A 19,374-nucleotide genomic window follows, 5' to 3' on the forward strand; every position below is an offset into this window, starting at 1 on the left:
GACGGCCGGTTCCCGACGGTGGCCCGGCACCGCCGGTGAACCCGGTGGTTACCATCCGCTGTGACCGAAGGACCCGCCCCTCGCACCCGCATACTCGCCGACCTGACGCCCCTGCGGATCTCCCCCGACTACCGGCGGCTCTGGTTCGGGAACACGGTCTCCTGGATCGGGCAGGGATGACATCGCTCGCCGTGTCGCTCCAGGTCTACGACATCACCGGGTCCGCCTTCGCGGTCGGGCTGATCGGGTTCTGCTCGTTCCTGCCGCTGGTCGTCTTCGGGCTGTACGGCGGTGCCGTCGCCGACACCATCGACCGGCGGAAGCTCGGCCTGGCCGGCTCCGCCGGGTCGTTCGTGCTCTCCGTCGCCCTCGTCGCCAGCACCGTCGCGGGGGTGGAGCAGGTGGAGCTGCTGTACGCGATCGTCGCCCTCCAGGCGGCCTGTTTCGCGGTCAACTCACCGGCCCGCAGCTCGATGATCGCCCGGCTGCTGCCGGCCGGGCAGCTGCCCGCCGCCAACGCCCTCACCTCGATGACCAGCACCACCGGGATGGGGCTGCGGTGGCGCGGGTTCGCCCGGTACGACGCGCGGAACCCGCAGCCCTGAGACCCCCGCAGCCCGGACGCCCCGCCTCACTCCCGCCCCCGCCTCACTCCCGCGCCGGTCCCACCACCGAGCGGGCGAAGCCCAGTTCCACCAGGTCCTGGGGGCGCAGCCGCAACTGGTCGGCCGTGGCACGTACCTCGTCCGGGGCGCGCTTCAGGATCGCCGCCGCCAGTTCCGGGGCGATGACCGAGAAGTAGCTGTCCCGGGTGACATGGGTGTTCCCCGGCGCCGCGAGCGCCAGTGCGCCGCCCGAACCGCCCTCGCCGATCACCAGGGTGGTGACCGGGACCGGGGCCTCGGCCATCGCCGCGAAGGCGTCGGCGATCGCGGCGCCCGCGCCCGACCGCTCCGCCGCCGCGTCGTTCGCGGCACCCGGGGTGTCGATCAGGGTGAGCACGGGGACGCCGAGCCGGCCGGCCAGCCGGATCACCCGTGCCGCCGTGCGGTAGCCGCTGGGGCGGGTCGCGGTGCCGCACTGGGCCACGTACGCGATCGAGCGCCCGTCGCGCCGCCCGAAACCGCAGAGCAGCCCCGGGTCCGTACCCCCGCAGCGGTCGCCGACGAGCGGGAGGCGGTGGTCGAAGTACGCGTCCAGATATGCCTCGGCGCGCGGCCTGGCGGCCGAGCGGGCCTGCCGCACCGCGTCCCAGCCGGTCGCCGGGAGGCCGGTGGCGGACAGGGCGTCCGGCACCGGGGCGGGCGGCGCGGGGGAGTCCGGGGTGTGCAGCGCCCGCAGCCAGCGGGCCACCGTCCCGGGGAGTTCGTCCGGCGGGACGACGGCGTCGATCTGGCCCGCGGCCAGCTGGCCCTCGGCGGTGTACGCGTGGGGGTCCGCGTCCGGCGGCCGTACCCGGGAACCGGCGAACCCGACCTGGGCGCCCGGCAGCCCCAGGATCACATCGGCGCCCGCCCCCAGCGTGGCCCAGCCGCCGCCCGTCGTCGGATCGCGCAGGACCGCGAGCTGGGCCGGGCCCGCCGCCCGCAGCCGCGCCGAGGCACGGGCCACCCGCTGGAGCTGGGTCAGGGCGACCATGCCCTCCTGCATCCGGCTGCCGCCCGTCGCGATGAGCGAGACCAGCGGCAGCGCCCGTATCCGGGCGGCCTCGTACGCGGCCTCCAGCCGGTCCCCGGTGCGCTGCCCCAGCGAACCGCCCAGGAACCCGAACTCGAACGAGACCAGCACACAGCGCTGCCCGCCGACCGGGGCGAGGCCGTACACGACGGACTCGTCCTCGCCGGTCCGGGCGGCGGCACGGCCCCTGGAGTCCGCGTACCCGGCCCAGGAGAGCGGCCCGTCCCCGGCGCTGTCCGGGCCGGGCGCGGCGGTCTCCGTCAGCTCCTCGAACTCGGCGGTGACGGCCGCGATCGCCGCCCTCGCGCCCATCCGGTCAGCCATGGAGCGACCGCTTCATGATCTTGCCGAGGTCGTTGCGGGGCAGCGCGTCCAGGTAGCGGACCGTGCGCGGGCGCTTGTGCGGGGACAACTGGGCGGCCACATGGTCCGCGAGCTCCTGCTCGGACGGCGGTGCCGCCGGGTCGGCCGGCACCACCCAGGCGACGATCCGCTCGCCCAGGTCCGGGTCCGGCTCACCGGTGACGGCGGCCTCGCGGACACCGGCGTGGTCCAGCAGCGCGTTCTCGATCTCCCCGGCGCCGATCTTGTAGCCGCCGCTCTTGATCAGGTCGGTGGCCTTGCGCCCGACGATCCGTACGTAGCCGTCGGCGTCCCGGGTAGCCATGTCCCCGGTGCGGAACCAGCCGTCCCCGGTGAGCGCGGCGGCCGTGGCGTCGGGGCGGTTCAGATAGCCGGTGAAGAGGTTCGGGCCGCGGACCTGGATCTCGCCGATCGCGTCGGGGCTGGTGCTGTCCCCGGTGAGGACGGTGCCGTCCTCCTCGACCAGGCGGAGCTCCACGCCGCGCAGGGGCGCGCCGACCGTTCCGGGGCGCGGCTCGCCGTCGGCCCGGACGCCGGTGTTCATCAGGGTCTCCGTCATGCCGTACCGCTCGATGACCCGGCGGCCGGTGGCCGCGGCGATCCGCTCGTGGTCGTGCACCGGCAGCGCGGCCGACCCGGACACCAGCAGCCGGGCGCCGGCCAGCGCCTTCGCCAGCCCCTGCGACCCGGGGCCGTCGAGGGCCTCGGCCAGCCGGTGGTACATCGTGGGCACGCCGAAGAGCATGGTGCCGCCGGACGACAGCTCCCGGGCCACCCCCTCGGTGGAGAAGCGGCCCAGGTGGCGCACCGATCCGCCCCGGCGCAGCGGCCCCAGCACGCCCAGGATCAGGCCGTGCACATGGAACAGCGGCAGGGCGTGTACGAGCACGTCGTCGCCGGTCCACTGCCAGGCGTCCTCCAGCGCGTCGAGCGAGGCGGCGATCGCCCGCCGCGGCAGGATCGCGCCCTTGGGCGGGCCCGTGGTGCCGGAGGTGTAGACGATCAGCGCGGGGTACTCGGGGGAGGGCTCGGGGAGCGTGGCGCGGGTGCCCTCCGCGGCCGTGTCGACGTCGATGCGGTCCAGCGCCTCCAGCACCGGCGGGAGCGTGTCGCCCGCCCCGGCCAGCACCGCGGTCGGTTCGCTGTCGGCCACGATGTGGGCGAGTTCGCGCGTCCCCGTCTTCGGGTTGAGCGGAACCGCCGGCACCCCGGCACGCAGCGCGGCCACGACGGCGACCACCGTCTCGGGGGTGGGGGTGGCCCAGACCGCGACCCGCCCGGCGCCGGCGAGACGCCCGGCGAGCGCGGCGGAGGCGGTGGCCAACCGCTCGTAGGTCATGGTGTGTTCGCCGAACCGGGTGGCTTCCCGGGTCGAACCGTCATCCGGCACAAACAGAAGAGGAGTCACCCACCGCACCCTAAGGGCTGATCCGGAAGAGGGGGCCTGGGGTCTTTCGTTTGGATCAGGGCGGATCAGGCACCGGGGCACGCGAGCCCGGCATGGTCCGAACGAGAGGCCCTAGGCCCAATACCGGTGACTTTGGTAATGCTGGCTCGTTGAGTTGGTGTGCCAAGGCCCGGACAGTTGAAGGTAGTTGAGGGCGATCGGTTTTCGGATCGCATCGCCCTTGGAGTGCTCACGCGTGCGTTTCCGCCGGAGTTGGTGGATGAGGTGGTGGCGGAGTGCGGACGCACCGAGGAACGTCAGCGTCTGCTTCCCGCTCGGGTGGTGATGTATTTCGTGCTGGCGATGTGCCTGTTCTCGGGGCAGGGGTATGAGGAGGTCGGACGGCTCCTCACCCAGGGCCTGGAACGCGAACGCCGCTGGTCGAAGACGTGGCGGGTGCCCACCAGCGGGGCGATCGGACGGGCCCGGTTGCGGCTGGGGGCGGAACCGATGAAGACGTTGTTCGCCAGAGTCTGTCGGCCCGTGGCGCTCCCGGCGACGACGGGAGCGTGGTTTCGGGGTCTGCGGTTGGTGTCGGTGGACGGGACGACCTTCGACCTTCCCGATACGCAGGCCAACGCCGCCTTCTTCGGACGGCCGGGAACGGGGCGTGGCCAGGGCAGGAGCGCGTATCCGCAGGCCAGGGCCGTGGCCCTGGTCGAGTGCGGTACCCACGCCGTGTTCGCCGCCGACGTCGCGCCACTGGCGGTGCATGAGACGGCCCTGGCCCGCCGTCTGTTCCCCTCGCTGACCAGAGGAATGCTGCTCCTGGCGGATCGGGGCTTCCTCGGCTTCGATCTGTGGCGGGCCGCCGCGTCGACCGGCGCGGACCTGTTGTGGCGGGTCCGGAGCAACGCGGTCCTGCCCGTGGTGGCCGCGCTGCCCGATGGCTCGTATCTGTCGGAGATCGTTGCCGCCCGGGACAAGAACCGGCGGGCCGACCCGGCACAGGTTCGCGTCATCGAATACGCCTTGGGCCCAGGTGGGGAGGGCGCCGTTTACCGGCTGGTCACCACGCTCCTGGACCCGGCCACCGCACCGGCCGTGGAGCTCGCCGCGCTCTACGCCGAGCGCTGGGAGATCGAGACCACCCTCGACGAGATCAAGATCCACCTGGGCGGACCCGGATTCGTCCTGCGCTCCCAGTATCCGGTCGGGGCCGAGCAGGAGATCTTCGGGTTCCTCCTGGTGCACCACGCCCTGCGCGACCTCATGCACCAGGCCGCCCGGCAGGAGAGGGAGGATCCGGACCGGATGTCCTTCACCCGCACCTTGCGCGTCGTCCGCCGGCAGACCACCAGCCAGGCGGGATTTTCCCCCCTCCCGGCTCACCCGGGCACTGAAGCAGACCCTGCGTGAAATCACCGAACGCCTCCTGGAACCACGGCGGTTACGGTCCAACCCGCGTGTGATCAAACGCAAAATGTCCAACTGGGCACTCAAACGCACCGAACACAACAACCCACCTCGCCCGGCCACCCCCGCCGTCACCCTCGTCGAACCCACCAAAACATCCCCAAACCCACGAATTAAGCACTAAAGCACCGGTATTGGCCCTAGGCCCGCTTGAGCCCGCGCATGCGGCCGTACGCGTACACGCACCCCGCCAGCGCCAGGTCCGACAGCAGCATGAAGCCGATCGAGTACGACCCCTTCGCGCTGTAGATCGCGCCCATGACCAGCGGCGGGACGAAGCCGCCCAGGCCGCCCATCGCGCCGACGATCCCGGTCACGCTGCCCACCTTCGCCTGCGGTGTCACCTGCGAGACCAGGGCGAAGACGCTGCCGCTCGCGGTGCCCAGGCCCGCCGCCATGCAGAGCAGCGCGATCGTGCCGCCCGGGGCCAGTGGCGGGTCGAAGGCCTGGACGATCGCCATCAGGGCGGCCAGGCCGAGCGCCGCCGCCGTGACCACGGCCGGGTGGACGCGGTCCGAGAGCCAGCCGCCGATCGGCCGGAAGACGACCGTGACCAGGGCGAACCCGGCGGCCTTCGTGCCGGCGTCGGTGGGTGACAGGTCGTACCAGGTCTTCAGATACGTGGGGAGGTAGACGCCGAACGCGACGATTCCGCCGAACCCGATCGCGTACAGCGCGGACAGCTCCCAGGTGACCCTCAGCCGTCCGGCGTCGGCCAGCCGGTGGCCGAGCGAGTCGGTCGGCACCGGGCGGCTCGGCCGGTCGCTGACCAGCACCGCGGCCAGCGCCGCGTACACCACGAGCGCCGCCGCGACCACCAGGTACGGCAGGTTGTCGCCGTGCCCGGCGATCCTCGGGGTGAAGTACCCGGACAGCGCGACTCCGCCCATCCCCATGCCGAAGATCCCGAGCGCCAGACCCCGCTTGGCGGGCGGGAACCACGAGTTGACCAGCGGGATGCCGATCGCGAACGTGGTGCCGCCCAGGCCCAGCAGAAAGCCCACGGCGAGCATCGCGCCGTAGGAGTCCCGCGCCGGGATCAGCAGCAGCACCGGCACGATGGTGAGCGCCGAGACCAGCGGGAACATCAGCCGGGCGCCGTACTTGTCGGTGAGCGCTCCCGCCGGGATCCGGCCCAGCGAACCGACCAGCACCGGCACCGCCACCAGCAGCGACTGCTCGAACGAGCTCAGACCCAGCCGTTCCTTGTAGTCCCCCGACAGCGGCGCGATCAGGTTCCAGGCCCAGAAGGTGAGCCCGAAGCCGATCGTGGCCATCACGAGGTTGCGATAGGCGGCCGAGGACGGCGCGTCGATCGTGGAGGGGGACTGCTTGACGGCTGTATCCACCCCTTCAGTCAAGGGCGGGAGGGATGCCCGGGCCTGCCGGAATGCGCCATACGGGTCCCCCGCCGGCCGGGGCCGGATACGGGGACGGGGTACCGGTGGGCGTGACTTGCACAGTCGCGAACCGGGCAAAGCTGCGACAATCGCAGTATGGACCGTCTGGACAGGGAAATCCTCGGCATCCTCCAGGAGGATGCCCGGATCTCGTACCGCGATCTGGGTGTACGGGTCGGGCTCAGCGCCAACGCGGCGGCCGACCGGGTGCGCAGGCTGCGCCGCGACGGTGTCATCCGCGGCTTCACCGTGATCATCGACCCGGCCGCGGACACCCGTACCGGCCTCGTCGTCTTCATCGATGTCACGCTGCGGATCGACACGACCAACGAGGTGTTCGAGCGGGCGGTGCTCGCCCTGCCAGGCATCACCGAGGTGGTCCACGTGACCGGCGGCCACGACTATCTCGTACGGGCCACCGTCGCCGACACCGCCGCCCTGGACGGGCTGCTGCGCAGGCTGAAGCGGGAGGCCGGGGTCGCCCACTCCAACACCCGGGTCGCGCTCAGAGCGGCGCCTGCCAGGTGACGGTCGGCGAGCGCGAGCCGTCCTCCTCGCGGCCGTCGTCGGCGACCGTCAGCCGGACCGCGGCCCGACCGTCCGGCAGCTCGGCCGTCGCGTCCACCGCCACCTCGATCGCCGACACCCCGGCCCGCCGGTGCGCGGTGGCGAGCGCGCCCCGCAGCGCGGCGAGCAGCTGCCGGTCCACGGGATCCCGGACCAGCGCGTCGACCGCCCCGGTGAAGTGCACCGACGGCGGGAAGCCGAGCGCGGCGGCGGCGCCCGCGGTCTCCCGCAGCACCCGGCCGCGGAAGGTGGCGGGGGCCTCGGCCGGCGGCTGCTGGAGGGCGAAGATCGCCGTCCGCACCTCCTGAATGGTGGAGTCCAGCTCGTCGACGGCCCTGCCGAGCAGCTCGTCGGTGTCCGGGGCGGCGGCCCTGCGGCGGGTCGACTCCAGCATCATCTCGGTCGCGAACAGCCGCTGGACCACGAGGTCGTGCAGATCACGGGCGATCCGGTCCCGGTCCTCGTACACCGCGAGCTGCTCCCGGTCGTGCCGGGCGTCCGCCAGGACCAGCGCCAGCGCGGCCTGCGAGGCGAACTGCGTGGCCAGCAGCCGGTCCACGGCCGTGTACGGGCGGTCGCCGCGCCGCCGGGGCAGGGCGAGGGTGCCGATCAGCCGCCCGCCGCTCTGCAGCGGCAGCATCATGCTGGGCCCGAACCGCGACCGCACATGCGTCGTCATCCGCGGATCGGTCGCCGAGTCCTCGATGAACACCGGTTCCCCGCCCAGCAGTTGGACCAGCACCGCCGAGCCGGGGGCGATGGCCGTACCGACGATCCCGGCCGGGTCGTCGAGCGTGGACGCGGTGACGATCTCCATTCCGCCCTCCTCGTTCGGCTGGAGGATGACCCCGGCGCAGGCGTCGGCGAGCGTCCTGGCCCCTTCGGCGACGGTCATCAGCGCGTCGGCCGCGCTCCCGCCGGTGAGCAGCGCGGTGGTGACGGCGGCGGCCCCCTCGATCCAGCGCTCCCGCTGCCGGGCCGCCGCGTACAGCCGGGCGTTGGCGATGGCGATGCCGGCCTGGGCGGCCAGCGCCCTCAGCACCGCCGCGTCCGAATCGGTGAAGCGGCCGGTGTGCTTCTCGGTGAGGTAGAGGTTGCCGAAGACCTGGTCGTGGACGCGGATCGGTGTCCCGAGGAAGGAACGCGTCGCCGGATGGCCGGGCGGCACCCCGCCGGCCCGCGGATCGGCGGTCAGATCGTCGCGGCGCAACGGCCCCGGCTCGTCGGCGAGAGCGCCGAGCATTCCCGAATGCCCGTCCGGAAACCGGCCGATGCGTTGCCGCTCGGTGTCGTCGAGCCCCGAGGTGTACAGCTCGCCGATGGTGCCGCGCTCCGGGTCGAGCACGCCGAGCGCACCGTACCGGGCCCCGGTCAGAGTCGTCGTGGTGTCCACGATCTGCTGGAGCATGACCCGCAGTTCGAGATCGGCGCCGATGCCGAGCACGGCTTCCAGGAGGGCCGACAGCGGCGGCTTCTCCGGGACGGGAGTCGCCGCCGGGGCCGCCCCGGACGGTCCGGCGTCCGCGGTCTCGTCGGTTGTGCGCCGTATGTTCGCGGTCTCGTCGGTCATGTGCCGTATGTCTGCGGTCTCGTCCCTCATGCGCCGTACGCCCGCGGCGCTCAGCAGGCGAGGGGGTCGAGGACCAGCGGCTCGATCTGCCCGTCCAGCATGGCGCCGAGCCCCAGCACCGCGCAGATGTCCGGCCGCTCCGCGATGTGCACCGGCACCCCCGTGGCGTCCCTCAGCATCTGGTCGAGACCGGGCAGCAGCGCGCTGCCGCCGACCATCATGATTCCGCAGTCCGCCAGATCGGCCACCAGATCGGGCGGGCAGTCGCGCAGGATCTTGCCGAGCCCGTCGAGCACCGCGGTGAGCGGGGCGTGGATGGCCTGCCGCATCGCGGTGGTGTCCACCTGCACCGAGCGGGCCAGGCCGGTCGCCACGTCACGGCCGTGGATCTCGGTCGTGGCGGGCCCCTTCGAGGTCAGGCCGCCGCCGCTGAGCGCCAGTTGCAGCGGGCGCACGGACTGGCTCGGCAGCATCAGCTCATGGTGCTGACGCAGATGCTGGATCACCGCGTGGTCGATGGCGTCGCCGCCCACGGGGATGCGTACGGCGCTCACGATCGAACCGAGCGAGAGCACCGCGATCTGGGTGGTCGCCGCCCCGCACACCATGATCATGGTGGCGGTCGGCTGCTCGACCGGCAGTCCGCAGCCGACGGCCGCCGCGATCAGGGTGTCGACCAGCTCGACCCGCCGGGCACCGATCCCGACCATCGTCTCGACGGCGGCCCGCTGGGCGAGCGGATCGCTGTCGTGCGGGGTGCAGGCGGCGGCCCGCAGCCGCGGCTTGCGGCGCAGCTGGCGGCGGAGCTTCTCGCCGAGCAGATGGCGGAGCATGCGCTGGGCCATCTCGATGTCGACGACGGTCCCGCCGGTGACCGGCCGGGCCACCCGGATGTAGTCGGGGGTGCGGCCCGTCATCTGTTCGGCGAGCGCGCCGACGGCGATGAGCGACCCGGTACGGGTGTTCACCGCGGCGACGCTCGGCTCGTCGACGACGAGCCCGAGGCCCTTGACATACACCCGGGTCCGGGCGGCCCCGAGGTCGACGGCGACATGGCAGCGGCGCAACTGCTCAAGACTGACGGTCACGGCAGGTCTCCCGAGAGCGCGGACGGTGGCACCGGCGGCAGCCGGTGCCGTCCCGTAATCGTGCGCCGTTCGGAGTCGTGGCGCGCGCTGGGATGCGCTGTAGGAGGGACCGGGCTGACGGGCCGGCAGAAGGCCCGGTACGCGGGAATCAGCCGGGCAGCAGCCGCTGGAGGAGCCCCCAGGTGAACTCGGCGACGTACGGCTCGCCCGTCCCCGGAGCGGTGATCGCGAGCGCCCACCGGGCCGGGGCGCCGCCCTCCATCGGGCGGGCCGGCGCGAAGGCCCGCGCGACCTCGTCGACCGTGCCCGACCAGGGCCGCAGATCCTCGACCGTGCGCAGCTCGGGGCCCGGCGCCCCCGGCGCCCGGACCAGCCACTCGTTCCACACCGCGCCGCCCGGCGCGACCATCACCTCGAACCACAGGTCCGGCCACAGCACCGTCCGCCAGCGCAGCGCGTCGCACTCCAGGTCACCGACGGCGCGGCGGACGGACGACACGGGTTCGCCGAGCACCGAACGGTAGCGGCGCAGCGCGCCCCGTCCGCCGGGCGCCCGCACCATGGCCTGCCAGCGGCGGTTGGCCTCGCGCATCTCGGCGGCCGAGGCGCTCAGCTCGTGCCGGGCGTCCTCGACGAGGCCGGGCTGGTGGTCGGCCATCCGGCGCAGCAGGACCAGCTGGAACTCACGGGGGCCGAAGGGCGCGGGCGCGGTCATGGGTGCAACGGTTCCACACCGCGGCCCGAGGGGCCCGGCTCACCTCCCGGCAGGCGGGGCCCGGTCCTCACCCGGCCGCGGAACCCGGCTCGCCCAGCATCCGGCGCAGCAGGTCCCGCAGCATCGTCCGGTCCTCGTCCGACAGCTCGGCCAGCGGCTCCCGGGCGAAGGTGAGCGAATCGCGCAGCTGGTGCGCGGTCCGCGCGCCCAGCTCCGTGGGAGCGGCCAGCTTGACCCGCCGGTCGGCCGGATCCGGCCTGCGCTCCACCAGGCCGCGGATCTCCAGCCGGTCGACGATGCCGGTGACGTTCGACGGCTCGCACTTCAGCTTCTGGGCGATCCTGCGCATCGGCATCGGCTCCAGCGAGAGCAGCCCCAGCACCCGCGCCTGCGCACCGGTGAGCGAGTGGGCTGCCGCCGCCTCGTCGTACTCCTCGTAGTAGCGCGCCACGACGGTACCGATGAGCTCGACGACTTCGAGGGTCAGAGGGTCTGTGCGGGAAGTGGCCATGACACTCAGGATAGCCGGTTGCTTGACAACATGAAATATTCAGGAGCATGGTTGTTTCACCACCTGAAGTATTTCGCTCCCGGTGCGGCCCCCACCGCCCGGCCGGAGCTTCCCCCACCTCGTAGGACATTGAGGAGAACCCGAGCCCATGTCAGCAGCACTTCCCACGTCCGGCCGTGAATGGCACCTCGTCGCCCGCCCCCACGGCTGGCCGAAGGCCGAGGACTTCGCGCTGCGTGAGGTCCCGGTCGCCGCTCCCGGCGAGGGCCGTGTCCTCGTCCGCAATCTGCACTTCTCGGTCGACCCGTACATGCGGGGCCGGATGAACGACGTGAAGTCGTACACCCCGCCCTTCAAGCTCGACCACCCCATGGACGGCGGCGCGGTCGGCGAGGTCATCGCCTCGAACGCCGACGGCTTCGCGGTCGGCGACCACGTTTTGCACGGTCTCGGCTGGCGCGAGTACGCCGACGTCCCGGCCAAGCACGCCGTGAAGGTCGACGCCTCGCTCGCCCCGCTCTCCGCCTACCTCGGCGTGCTCGGCATGACCGGGCTCACCGCCTACGCGGGCCTCTTCGACGTCGCCTCCTTCAAGGCGGGCGACGCCGTCTTCGTCTCCGGCGCGGCCGGCGCGGTCGGCAGCCAGGTCGGCCAGATGGCGAAGCTCAAGGGCGCCTCGCGGGTCATCGGCTCGGCCGGCTCCGACGAGAAGGTCAAGCTCCTCGTCGAGGAGTACGGCTTCGACGCCGCCTTCAACTACAAGAACGGCCCGGTCGCCGACCAGCTGCGCGAGGCCGCCCCCGACGGCATCGACGTCTACTTCGACAACGTCGGCGGCGAGCACCTCGAAGCGGCGATCTCCTCGCTCAACCTGCACGGCCGCGTCACCGTCTGCGGAATGATCGCCCAGTACAACGCGACCGAGCCGACCCCCGGCCCGCGCAACCTCGCCCTGGTCATCGGCAAGCGGCTGCGCATCCAGGGCATGCTCGTCGGCGACCACGCCGACCTCCAGCCGCAGTTCGTCCAGGACGTCGCCGGCTGGCTGGCCTCGGGCGAGCTGAAGTACCGCGAGACCTTCGTCGAGGGCATCGAGAACGGCTTCGACGCCTTCCTCGGTCTGCTGCGCGGCGAGAACACCGGAAAGATGATCGTCTCCCTCGCCTGACGGCTGCTCCGGCGGACCGGTTAGGCTCACCCACAGGCCGTCGCGATCGTGGGCGCGAGTCGCGGCGCACAGCAGGAGGAACACCCAGCATGACCATTCAGGACATAACCGTTGCCTACACCGCCGTCGCCACCGCCGAGAACGGCCGTGACGGCCGAGTCTCGTCCGACGACGGCAACCTCGACGTCATCGTCAACCCGCCGAAGGCCATGGGCGGAAGCGGCACGGGCACCAACCCGGAGCAGCTCTTCGCGGCCGGCTACAGCGCCTGCTTCCAGGGCGCGCTCGGCGTGGTGGCCCGCCAGGAGAAGGCGGACATCACCGGCTCCACGGTGACCGCCGAGGTCTCCATCGGCAAGACGGCCGAGGGCGGCTTCGGCCTGGAGGTGGCGATCAGCGCCACCATCCCGAACGTCGACAAGGCCACCGCGCAGTCGCTGGTCGAGAAGGCCCACCAGGTGTGCCCGTACTCGAACGCCACTCGGGGAAACATCAAGGTGGAGCTGTCGGTCGCCTGACCGTCCGCCCACCCGCGACAGGTCGAGGGCCGCACTCCCGAAGGGGTGCGGCCCTCCGCCGTGTCCGCGACAACCACCCGCCCGACGGCACCCCTTCCCCACCAGTACGCTGACGCCATGCGTGATCTAGGGGCGGGCTTCGGCTACTTGATAAAGGGACAGCGCTGGGTCGGCCGGCACGGACGCTGGTTCGGCTTCGGGCTGCTGCCCGGACTCGTCACACTCGTCCTGTACGCGGCGGCGCTCACCGGTCTCGGCTACGGCGCCGACGACTTCGTGGACTGGGCGACCCCGTTCGCCGACGACTGGTCCTCGCCCTGGCTAGCCCTGCTCCGCAACACCCTGACCGTGCTGGTCTTCGGCCTCGGGCTCTTCCTCGCCGTGATCACGTTCACCGCCGTGACGCTGCTGGTCGGCCAGCCCTTCTACGAGTCGCTCTCCGAGCAGGTCGACCGCACCGAGGGCGGTGAGGTCCCCGAGTCCGGGCTGCCGCTCTGGCGGGAGCTGTGGATCTCCGCCCGCGACAGCGTCCGCATCCTGGTGCGGGTGGGGCTCTACTCGGTGCTGCTCTTCGCCCTCGGATTCATCCCGGTCGTCGGCCAGACCGTCGTCCCGGTGATCGGCTTCTGCGTCACCGGCTACTTCCTCGCCGAGGAGCTCACCGCCGTCGCGCTCCAGCGCCGCGGCATGGCGCTGAAGAACCGGCTCGCGCTGCTGCGCGGCCGCCGGCTGCTGACCCTCGGCTTCGGCGTGCCGCTGGGGCTCGCCTTCCTGATCCCGTTCGTCGCCGTGTTCCTGATGCCGGGTGCCGTCGCCGGAGCCACTCTGCTGGCGCGCGATCTGGTGCCGTCGGGCGGGGACGAGGACGACGCCCCCACTCCGTACACCCTCGACAAGGACTGAGGACCGAGGAGATCATCCGCCCATGACCGAGCTCATCGCTGTCGCAGTCATCACCGTCCTGGCCGTCATCAGTCCGGGCGCGGACTTCGCGATGGTCATCCGCAACAGCTACCTCTACGGCCGCACGACGGGACTCATGGCCGCCGTCGGAGTCGCCGCGGGCGTGCTCGTCCACGTCACGTACACGATGCTCGGTGTCGGGCTGCTGATCGCCTCGTCCACCGCCCTGTTCACCGCGATCAAGCTGGTCGGCGCGGCCTATCTCGTCTATATCGGGCTGCGGACCTTCTTCGCCCGCGGCGATCTCGACGTCGACCTGGAGTCCAAGCCGCAGCTGACGCGGTTCGGGGCCCTGCGCACCGGCTTCCTCACCAACGCGCTGAACCCCAAGACCACGCTCTTCGTCGTGTCCACCTTCACCCAGGTCGTCGGGCCCGGAACGAGTGTGTGGCAGCAGGCCGGTTACGGGCTGTTCATGTCCGCCGCACACTTCGGCTGGTTCGCCCTGGTCGCGCTGTTCTTCTCGAACTCGCGCCTGCGCACCTCGATGCTGAAGTGGCAGAAGGCCCTCAACCGGGGCATCGGGTCGGTGCTCGTCGGACTGGGCGTCACCCTGGGTCTGGCCCGCTGAGCGACGCCCGCCGGACCCGGGTCAGCCGGTGTGCACCTCCAGCGCCGACCTGACCGCCGACTCCAGTGCCCCCTCGATCCAGGCCGGCTTGATCGAGGTGTGGTCGCCGGCGAAGTGCAGCGGCCCCTCGACCGAGCGCACATCGGCGAAGAGTTCGGTGTGCTGGCCCGGCAGCAGCACCGACGCCTCGCCGTACGCGTACGGGTCGCGCATCCACGACTGGGTGGCGCCGACGCCCGTGTAGAACACCTCGACGCGCTGCCCGTACACGTCCTGCACCCCGCCCAGGGCGTGCGGGTAGCGCTCGTCGTCGTTCAGCGAGTCCCACTTCAGCGCGTCGTCGGACCAGCTGTACGAGGCGAGGACGACGCCGCCCGCGCTGCCCTTGATCGGGTGCGAGGGCTGGAACATGAAGCGGTTGGGGTTGTCGGTGACCGATCCGCCGCCGATGACGTGTGCGGCCTCGGGCTGGTTGCGGGCGGTGGCCCGGTACGCCGCGTAGTGCACCCGCTGGTTGGGCGGGAGGTGGCCGGCCGGTACGGAGGGGTGGGAGCCCAGCAGCGAACCGTCGGCCGGCGCCTTGCCCAGCTGGTAGGCGTCGTACAGACCGGGCTTGATCCTCTCCAGCTCGGTCTTCCAGTCCTTCTCCTCGAACTCCCACCAGCGGCGGCTGAATTCGAGCAGCACCTTCGTCGCCGCGTCGTAGTGGATCTCGGTGATGGCCCGGCGCTTGCCGTACGAGAGCGCGGGCGTGACCGGGATGTGGCGCAGCCCGGAGAACGGCACGGTGATGATCGCCCGTTCGCCGCGGAAGGTCTGACGCACCAGCGGCTTGCCGTCGCGGCCCTCGGAGATCGTCTCGACCTCGACGCCGTCGGTGCCGTGACTGATCCTGGTGGCCCGGCGGTCCAGCCGCACCAGGTCCTTGACCCGCTTGTACATCGCGTCGGCGAGGACGCCCGTGCCGCCCGGCAGCTCGAAGAACGCGGTGTCCGGGCTGATCAGGGAGGCCCCGATGAAGCTGTGCACAAAGGCGAGATGGAGCCGGGAGGTGAGGTTCTCGACCGTGCCGATGAGGTCGATGGTGCGCTCGTCGAGCTTGGCCGCCTCGGTCAGGAAGCGGAACATCGACCAGTGCCCGTACCGCTGGATCACCCGCGCCCAGCCCTCGACGAGCTCCCGGCCCTCCTTGCCCTCGAACTCCTTGCGCACCGGCGCGAACGCCTCGCGCACGATCGACGCGGCGGTCTTGTTCTCGAACTCGGCCGGCACCCCGAACGAGCGGTTGATCGCCCGGGGCTTCTCCGCGTAGTCGGCCTTGCGCATCCGGACGCCGTTGACGTGGATCCAGGTGTGGTTGACGGGATTGCCCTCGGCGTCGACGTCCACCAGGTAGAAGGGGCGACGCTTCAGGTCGAAGCTGTCCATCAGGCCGGTGACCAGCGGATGGCTATCGGGGATGCGCATCGCGCCGGCCTCGGCGTTCTGCTTCGGGTCGGCGAACGGCGCCTTCGCGTTCTCATGACCGCCCTGGCGGAAGGTCTTGATCCGGCCGCCGACGCGGTTGCCGTTGGCCTCGATGACGGTGACGGTGTGCCCGGCCTCGCGGAGCAGATGGGCGGCGGTGAGCCCGGCCGGCCCGGCGCCGACGATCAGCACCTTCTTGGGGGGCTTGCGGCTGCGCGGCAGGCCCTTGGACAGCAGGATGTCGCGGTAGCCGGGGACCAGCGGCTGGTCCTGTTCGTCGCGTACGAGGATGGCGCGGGCGACGGTCAGGCAGGCGTTCCAGTCCGAGCCGGTGGCCGCGGGGGCGAGCGCGGTGCCCGACGTGGCGGCGGATCCGGCGGTGCCGGGCGCGGCGGCGCTCGCGGCTCCGGCGGCGGAGACGGCCAGGGCCGCGGCACCGGCGGTGGCGCTCGTGATCAGGGTGCGGCGGGAGGGCAGGCCGGAGGAAGACCCGGCGGGCTTGGAAGTCATGCGGCCAACCCTGGGCCGCGCCGGAGGGTGCCCTGTGCCCGGACGCGCGTAGACCGTCCCGAAATCACCCGCAGGAGACCCTGAATGATCAGGTTCACGCCTGCTCAGGCGCAGGTCATGTCATGATTGCGGGTTTTCCGAAGCCCTTGCTGCCTTGGGACGGCTCATGGTTGGGGGCTCTCCGGAGCCCCGGGCCCGGCCGGCTGCAACAGCGCCAGGAAGTCCCCGAACGCCGCGGGCATGTCCACAGAGTCCGGGTCCAGCAGCCACTGGTACTGGAGCCCGTCCAGCACCGCCACGAGCAGCGGCGCCGCGCGCTCCGGGGTCAGCCCGCCCGGCAGCCGTTCGCCGTACTCCGCGCGCAGTATCGCCGCCATGCTCGACCGGACCTGGGTGTAGCGGCGGGTGAAGAACTCCCGCGCGGGGTGCCCCTCCGTCACGCTCTCGCCGAGCAGCGCCGAGAACGTCTGGACGATGCCGGGCCGCATCGCGTTGTACTCCACCAGCGAGGCCAGCAGCTCGATCCGCCAGACGCCGTCGCTCCTGGTGCCGCCCCCGGTGTCCCACTGGTCGCGCTCCTCCAGCACGGCGACGAGCAGAGCCTCCTTGGTCGGGAAGTAGTGCAGCAGCCCCTGCTGGCTGAGGCCGACCCGCTCGGCGACGGCACTCAGCGAGGCGCCGCGATAGCCGCGCTCGGCGATCACTTCGAGCGTGGCCCGGACGATCTCCGCCCGGCGTTCCGTACTTCTGGCCCGCACCATCGCCCCGGCCCCTTTCGGTGCTTCATCGGTCCCGCACTGGGGACCGTACGGCATCCCCGAATATCACGGAACGATAACGAAACCTACTGCTCTACCTGTGATGGGGCCAGTATGGAGGCATTCAGTCCAGATCCGACGAGGAGGAACGGCCGTGGCAGACGCGTCCACACCCACCAATCCCGATGCGGCCCGCGAGGCCGTGGTCGACGCGGCGCTCGCCGCACTGGGGCTCGACGACAAGGCACGGCTGCTGGCCGGCCAGGACATGTGGTCGCTGCCCGCGCTCCCCGCCGTCGGGCTGGGCTCCCTGGTGATGTCCGACGGACCGATCGGGGTCCGGGGCGTCGCCTGGAGCGCCGACGACCCGTCCGTCGCACTGCCCTCGCCCACCGCGCTGGCCGCGACCTGGGACCCGGCGCTGGCCCGCCGGGCCGGCCGGCTGCTGGCCCAGGAAGCACACCGCAAGGGGGTGCACGTCCTCCTCGCCCCGACCGTGAACCTCCACCGGTCCCCGCTCGGCGGGCGCCACTTCGAGACGTACAGCGAGGACCCGTACCTCACCGGCGAGATCGGCACCGGCTATGTGCTCGGGGTGCAGGACGGCGGGGTCGGCACGACCGTCAAGCACTTCGTCGCCAACGACGCCGAGACCGACCGCTTCACCGTCGACAACATCGTCGCCCCGCGCACCCTGCGCGAGATCTACCTCGCCCCGTTCGAACGGATCGTCAAGAACGCCCACCCCTGGGGCATCATGGCCGCCTACAACAGGGTCAACGGCGCCACCATGACCGAGCACCGCTACCTGCAGAACGCGGTGCTGCGCGGCGAATGGGGCTTCGACGGCTACATCGTCTCCGACTGGCTGGCCGCCCGCTCCACCGTCGCCGCCGCCAACGGCGGCCTCGACGTCGCGATGCCCGGCCCGAAGACGGTGTACGGCAAGGCGCTCGCCGACGCCGTACGGGCCGGTGAGGTCGAGGAGTCCGTCGTCGACGGCGCCGTACGCAATGTGCTGCGGCTGGCCGCCCGCGTCGGCATCCTGGACGGCGCCCCGCCCGTCGTCGACGAGGCCGCCCGCCCCGCGGCCGTCGACGGCGAGGCCCTGGCCCGCGAGATCGCCCGCCGCTCCTTCGTCCTCGTACGCAATGAACGCGCCGCCCTCCCCATCGGCCCGGCGGCCGTCCGCAAGGTCGCGGTCAGCGGCGCCCTCGCCCGGGACGCCCGGGTCCTCGGCGGCGGCTCCGCCCAGGTCTTCCCGCACCACATCGTCTCCCCGCTCGACGGCCTCGTCGCCGCCCTCCCCGAGGGCGTCGTCGACTACCGCGTCGGCGCCGACCCCAACACCGAACTCGTCCCCGCCGAGAAGGGCTTCGACCTCAGGGCCGTCTGCTACGACGAGGCCGGCACCGTCATCGGCACCGCGCCGCTGCGCGGCGGCACCGTCCAGTGGATCGGCGACGACCTCCCCGAGGGCGTCACCCGCGCCACGCTGCACAGCGTCGAGATCACCGGCACCTTCGTCCCGCGCGACGGCGGCGAGCACGTCTTCGGCACCCGCGGGACCGGCGCGCTCACCCTCACCGTCGCGGGCGAGACCCTGTACGACGAGATCCACCGGGTCACCGGCTCCGCCGACCCCGGCGAGGCCTTCTTCGGCAACCCGCTGGAGCGCGGCCGGATCACCCTCACCGCGGGCGAACCCGTCGAGGTCTCGCTGCGGCAGGTCCCCGAGACCCTGGGCGACGACCAGCCGGTCCTCGGCGTCTCGTTCTCGCTCTGCCACCTCGGCCCGCGTCGCGACCCCCAGGAGCTGATCGCGGAGGCCGTCGAGGCGGCCCGCTCCGCCGACACCGCGATCGTGGTCGTCGGCACCACCGAACGCGTCGAGTCCGAGGGCTTCGACCGCACCGATCTCAGGCTCCCCGGCCACCAGGACGACCTGGTCAGGGCCGTCGCCGCGGTCAACCCGGACACCGTCGTGATCGTCAACTCCGGCTCCCCGGTGGAGCTCCCGTGGCGCGACGAGGTCGCCGCAGTACTGCTCGGCTGGTTCCCCGGCCAGGAGGCGGGCCACGCGCTGGCGGACGTCCTGCTCGGCGCGGACGAACCGGGCGGCCGCCTCCCCACCACCTGGCCGGCCACGCTCGCCGACGTCCCGGTCTCGAACACCGTCCCCACCGACGGCGAACTCCACTACGACGAGGGCGTATTCGTCGGCTACCGGGCCTGGGAGAAGGCCGGCACCGCGCCCGCCTACCCCTTCGGCCACGGACTCGGCTACACCACCTGGGAGTACGAGAGCCTGGAGACCGGCCCGGACTCCGCCACCGTCCGCGTCCGCAACACCGGTACCTGCCCCGGCGCCGAGACCGTCCAGATCTACGTCGCGCCCCGGGACGACACCGCCGACCGCCCGGCCCGCAGGCTGGCCGGCTTCGCACGGGTCGAGGCGGCGCCCGGCGAGAGCGCCGAGGCCGTGGTCGCGCTGGACCGGCGCGCCTACGAGATCTGGGACGAGGAGGCGTACGACTGGGTCGTCGTCCCCGGCACGTACGAGGTGCAGGCGGCCCACTCGCTCGGTGACGTACGCCGGACGGAGGCCGTCGAGATCAAGAACTAGACCCTGGGGGCACCCCCGTCCCCAGGTCCGGGGGGACGG

The 19,374-nt window shown here is 72.3% G+C and carries 16 protein-coding genes and 1 pseudogene; 8 read left to right on the plus strand and 9 right to left on the minus strand.

All coding sequences use genetic code 11. The features are described from left to right. Positions 1 to 60: 60 nt before the first annotated feature. Positions 61 to 548: pseudogene (locus OHA19_RS27615) on the plus strand (MFS transporter); the annotation flags it as partial. Between the two features lie 100 nt (positions 549 to 648). Here the strand turns inward: OHA19_RS27615 and OHA19_RS27620 are convergent. Further along, a complete protein-coding gene (locus tag OHA19_RS27620) occupies positions 649 to 2,001 on the minus strand; it encodes a carboxyl transferase domain-containing protein (RefSeq protein WP_405712387.1) in 1,353 nt (450 codons plus the stop codon). Then, a complete protein-coding gene (locus OHA19_RS27625) occupies positions 1,994 to 3,457 on the minus strand; it encodes an acyl-CoA synthetase (protein WP_405712385.1) in 1,464 nt (487 codons plus the stop codon). Before OHA19_RS27625 ends, OHA19_RS27620 begins: the two co-directional genes overlap by 8 nt. 150 nt (positions 3,458 to 3,607) lie before the next feature. Here OHA19_RS27625 and OHA19_RS27630 point away from each other — a divergent pair, with 150 nt between their 5' ends. Continuing rightward, positions 3,608 to 4,846: an IS4 family transposase gene (locus OHA19_RS27630; RefSeq protein WP_405752015.1), complete on the plus strand. Its 1,239-nt coding sequence runs from the start codon at positions 3,608 to 3,610 to the stop codon at positions 4,844 to 4,846. Positions 4,847 to 5,043: 197 nt separating this feature from the next. Here the strand turns inward: OHA19_RS27630 and OHA19_RS27635 are convergent, their stop codons facing one another. After that, positions 5,044 to 6,252: a nitrate/nitrite transporter gene (locus tag OHA19_RS27635; protein ID WP_405712383.1), complete on the minus strand. Its 1,209-nt coding sequence runs from the start codon at positions 6,250 to 6,252 to the stop codon at positions 5,044 to 5,046. Positions 6,253 to 6,399: 147 nt separating this feature from the next. On the opposite strand from OHA19_RS27635, the gene OHA19_RS27640 reads away from it, so the two are divergent. After that, complete coding sequence (locus OHA19_RS27640; protein WP_124717831.1) at positions 6,400 to 6,831, plus strand: Lrp/AsnC family transcriptional regulator; 432 nt, start codon at positions 6,400 to 6,402, stop codon at positions 6,829 to 6,831. Here the strand turns inward: OHA19_RS27640 and OHA19_RS27645 are convergent. From OHA19_RS27645 to OHA19_RS27660, 4 genes are all read right to left on the minus strand, one after another. Continuing rightward, positions 6,809 to 8,440 (minus strand): GAF domain-containing protein, encoded by a 1,632-nt coding sequence (locus tag OHA19_RS27645; protein ID WP_405752018.1) that lies wholly within the window; start codon positions 8,438 to 8,440, stop codon positions 6,809 to 6,811. The two genes, OHA19_RS27640 and OHA19_RS27645, sit on opposite strands and share 23 nt — an antisense overlap. A 50-nt stretch (positions 8,441 to 8,490) precedes the next feature. Further along, positions 8,491 to 9,528 carry a rod shape-determining protein gene (locus tag OHA19_RS27650; protein ID WP_405712380.1) on the minus strand — a complete coding sequence of 346 codons (1,038 nt, stop codon included), beginning with the start codon at positions 9,526 to 9,528 and terminating at the stop codon, positions 8,491 to 8,493. Between the two features lie 148 nt (positions 9,529 to 9,676). After that, positions 9,677 to 10,243 carry a hypothetical protein gene (locus OHA19_RS27655; protein ID WP_405712378.1) on the minus strand — a complete coding sequence of 189 codons (567 nt, stop codon included), beginning with the start codon at positions 10,241 to 10,243 and terminating at the stop codon, positions 9,677 to 9,679. Between the two features lie 67 nt (positions 10,244 to 10,310). After that, complete coding sequence (locus OHA19_RS27660; protein ID WP_405712376.1) at positions 10,311 to 10,754, minus strand: MarR family winged helix-turn-helix transcriptional regulator; 444 nt, start codon at positions 10,752 to 10,754, stop codon at positions 10,311 to 10,313. 148 nt (positions 10,755 to 10,902) lie between these two features. On the opposite strand from OHA19_RS27660, the gene OHA19_RS27665 reads away from it, so the two are divergent. The 4 genes from OHA19_RS27665 to OHA19_RS27680 all read left to right on the plus strand — a co-directional run bounded on the left by OHA19_RS27665 (position 10,903) and on the right by OHA19_RS27680 (position 13,974). Beyond that, on the plus strand, positions 10,903 to 11,922 hold the full coding sequence (locus tag OHA19_RS27665) for an NADP-dependent oxidoreductase (RefSeq protein ID WP_405752021.1): 1,020 nt from the start codon (positions 10,903 to 10,905) through the stop codon (positions 11,920 to 11,922). Positions 11,923 to 12,011: 89 nt separating this feature from the next. Beyond that, positions 12,012 to 12,440, plus strand: a complete 429-nt coding sequence (locus OHA19_RS27670) for an organic hydroperoxide resistance protein (RefSeq protein ID WP_405712372.1) — start codon at positions 12,012 to 12,014, stop codon at positions 12,438 to 12,440. A gap of 117 nt (positions 12,441 to 12,557) precedes the next feature. Next, a complete protein-coding gene (locus tag OHA19_RS27675; RefSeq protein WP_405752024.1) occupies positions 12,558 to 13,343 on the plus strand; it encodes an EI24 domain-containing protein in 786 nt (261 codons plus the stop codon). Positions 13,344 to 13,365: 22 nt separating this feature from the next. Then, on the plus strand, positions 13,366 to 13,974 hold the full coding sequence (locus OHA19_RS27680) for a LysE family translocator (RefSeq protein WP_405712368.1): 609 nt from the start codon (positions 13,366 to 13,368) through the stop codon (positions 13,972 to 13,974). A 21-nt stretch (positions 13,975 to 13,995) separates the two neighbouring features. Here the strand turns inward: OHA19_RS27680 and OHA19_RS27685 are convergent, their stop codons facing one another. Then, a complete protein-coding gene (locus OHA19_RS27685; RefSeq protein ID WP_405752027.1) occupies positions 13,996 to 15,951 on the minus strand; it encodes an FAD-dependent oxidoreductase in 1,956 nt (651 codons plus the stop codon). 164 nt (positions 15,952 to 16,115) lie between these two features. Then, a complete protein-coding gene (locus OHA19_RS27690) occupies positions 16,116 to 16,712 on the minus strand; it encodes a TetR/AcrR family transcriptional regulator (protein ID WP_405752030.1) in 597 nt (198 codons plus the stop codon). 151 nt (positions 16,713 to 16,863) lie between these two features. On the opposite strand from OHA19_RS27690, the gene OHA19_RS27695 reads away from it, so the two are divergent. Continuing rightward, on the plus strand, positions 16,864 to 19,335 hold the full coding sequence (locus OHA19_RS27695; protein WP_405752033.1) for a beta-glucosidase: 2,472 nt from the start codon (positions 16,864 to 16,866) through the stop codon (positions 19,333 to 19,335). The last annotated feature ends 39 nt before the right edge of the window (positions 19,336 to 19,374 follow it).

Origin of the sequence: Streptomyces sp. NBC_00012, assembly GCF_045040875.1 — a bacterium.
In the GTDB taxonomy this organism is placed as follows: Bacteria; Actinomycetota; Actinomycetes; order Streptomycetales; family Streptomycetaceae; genus Streptomyces.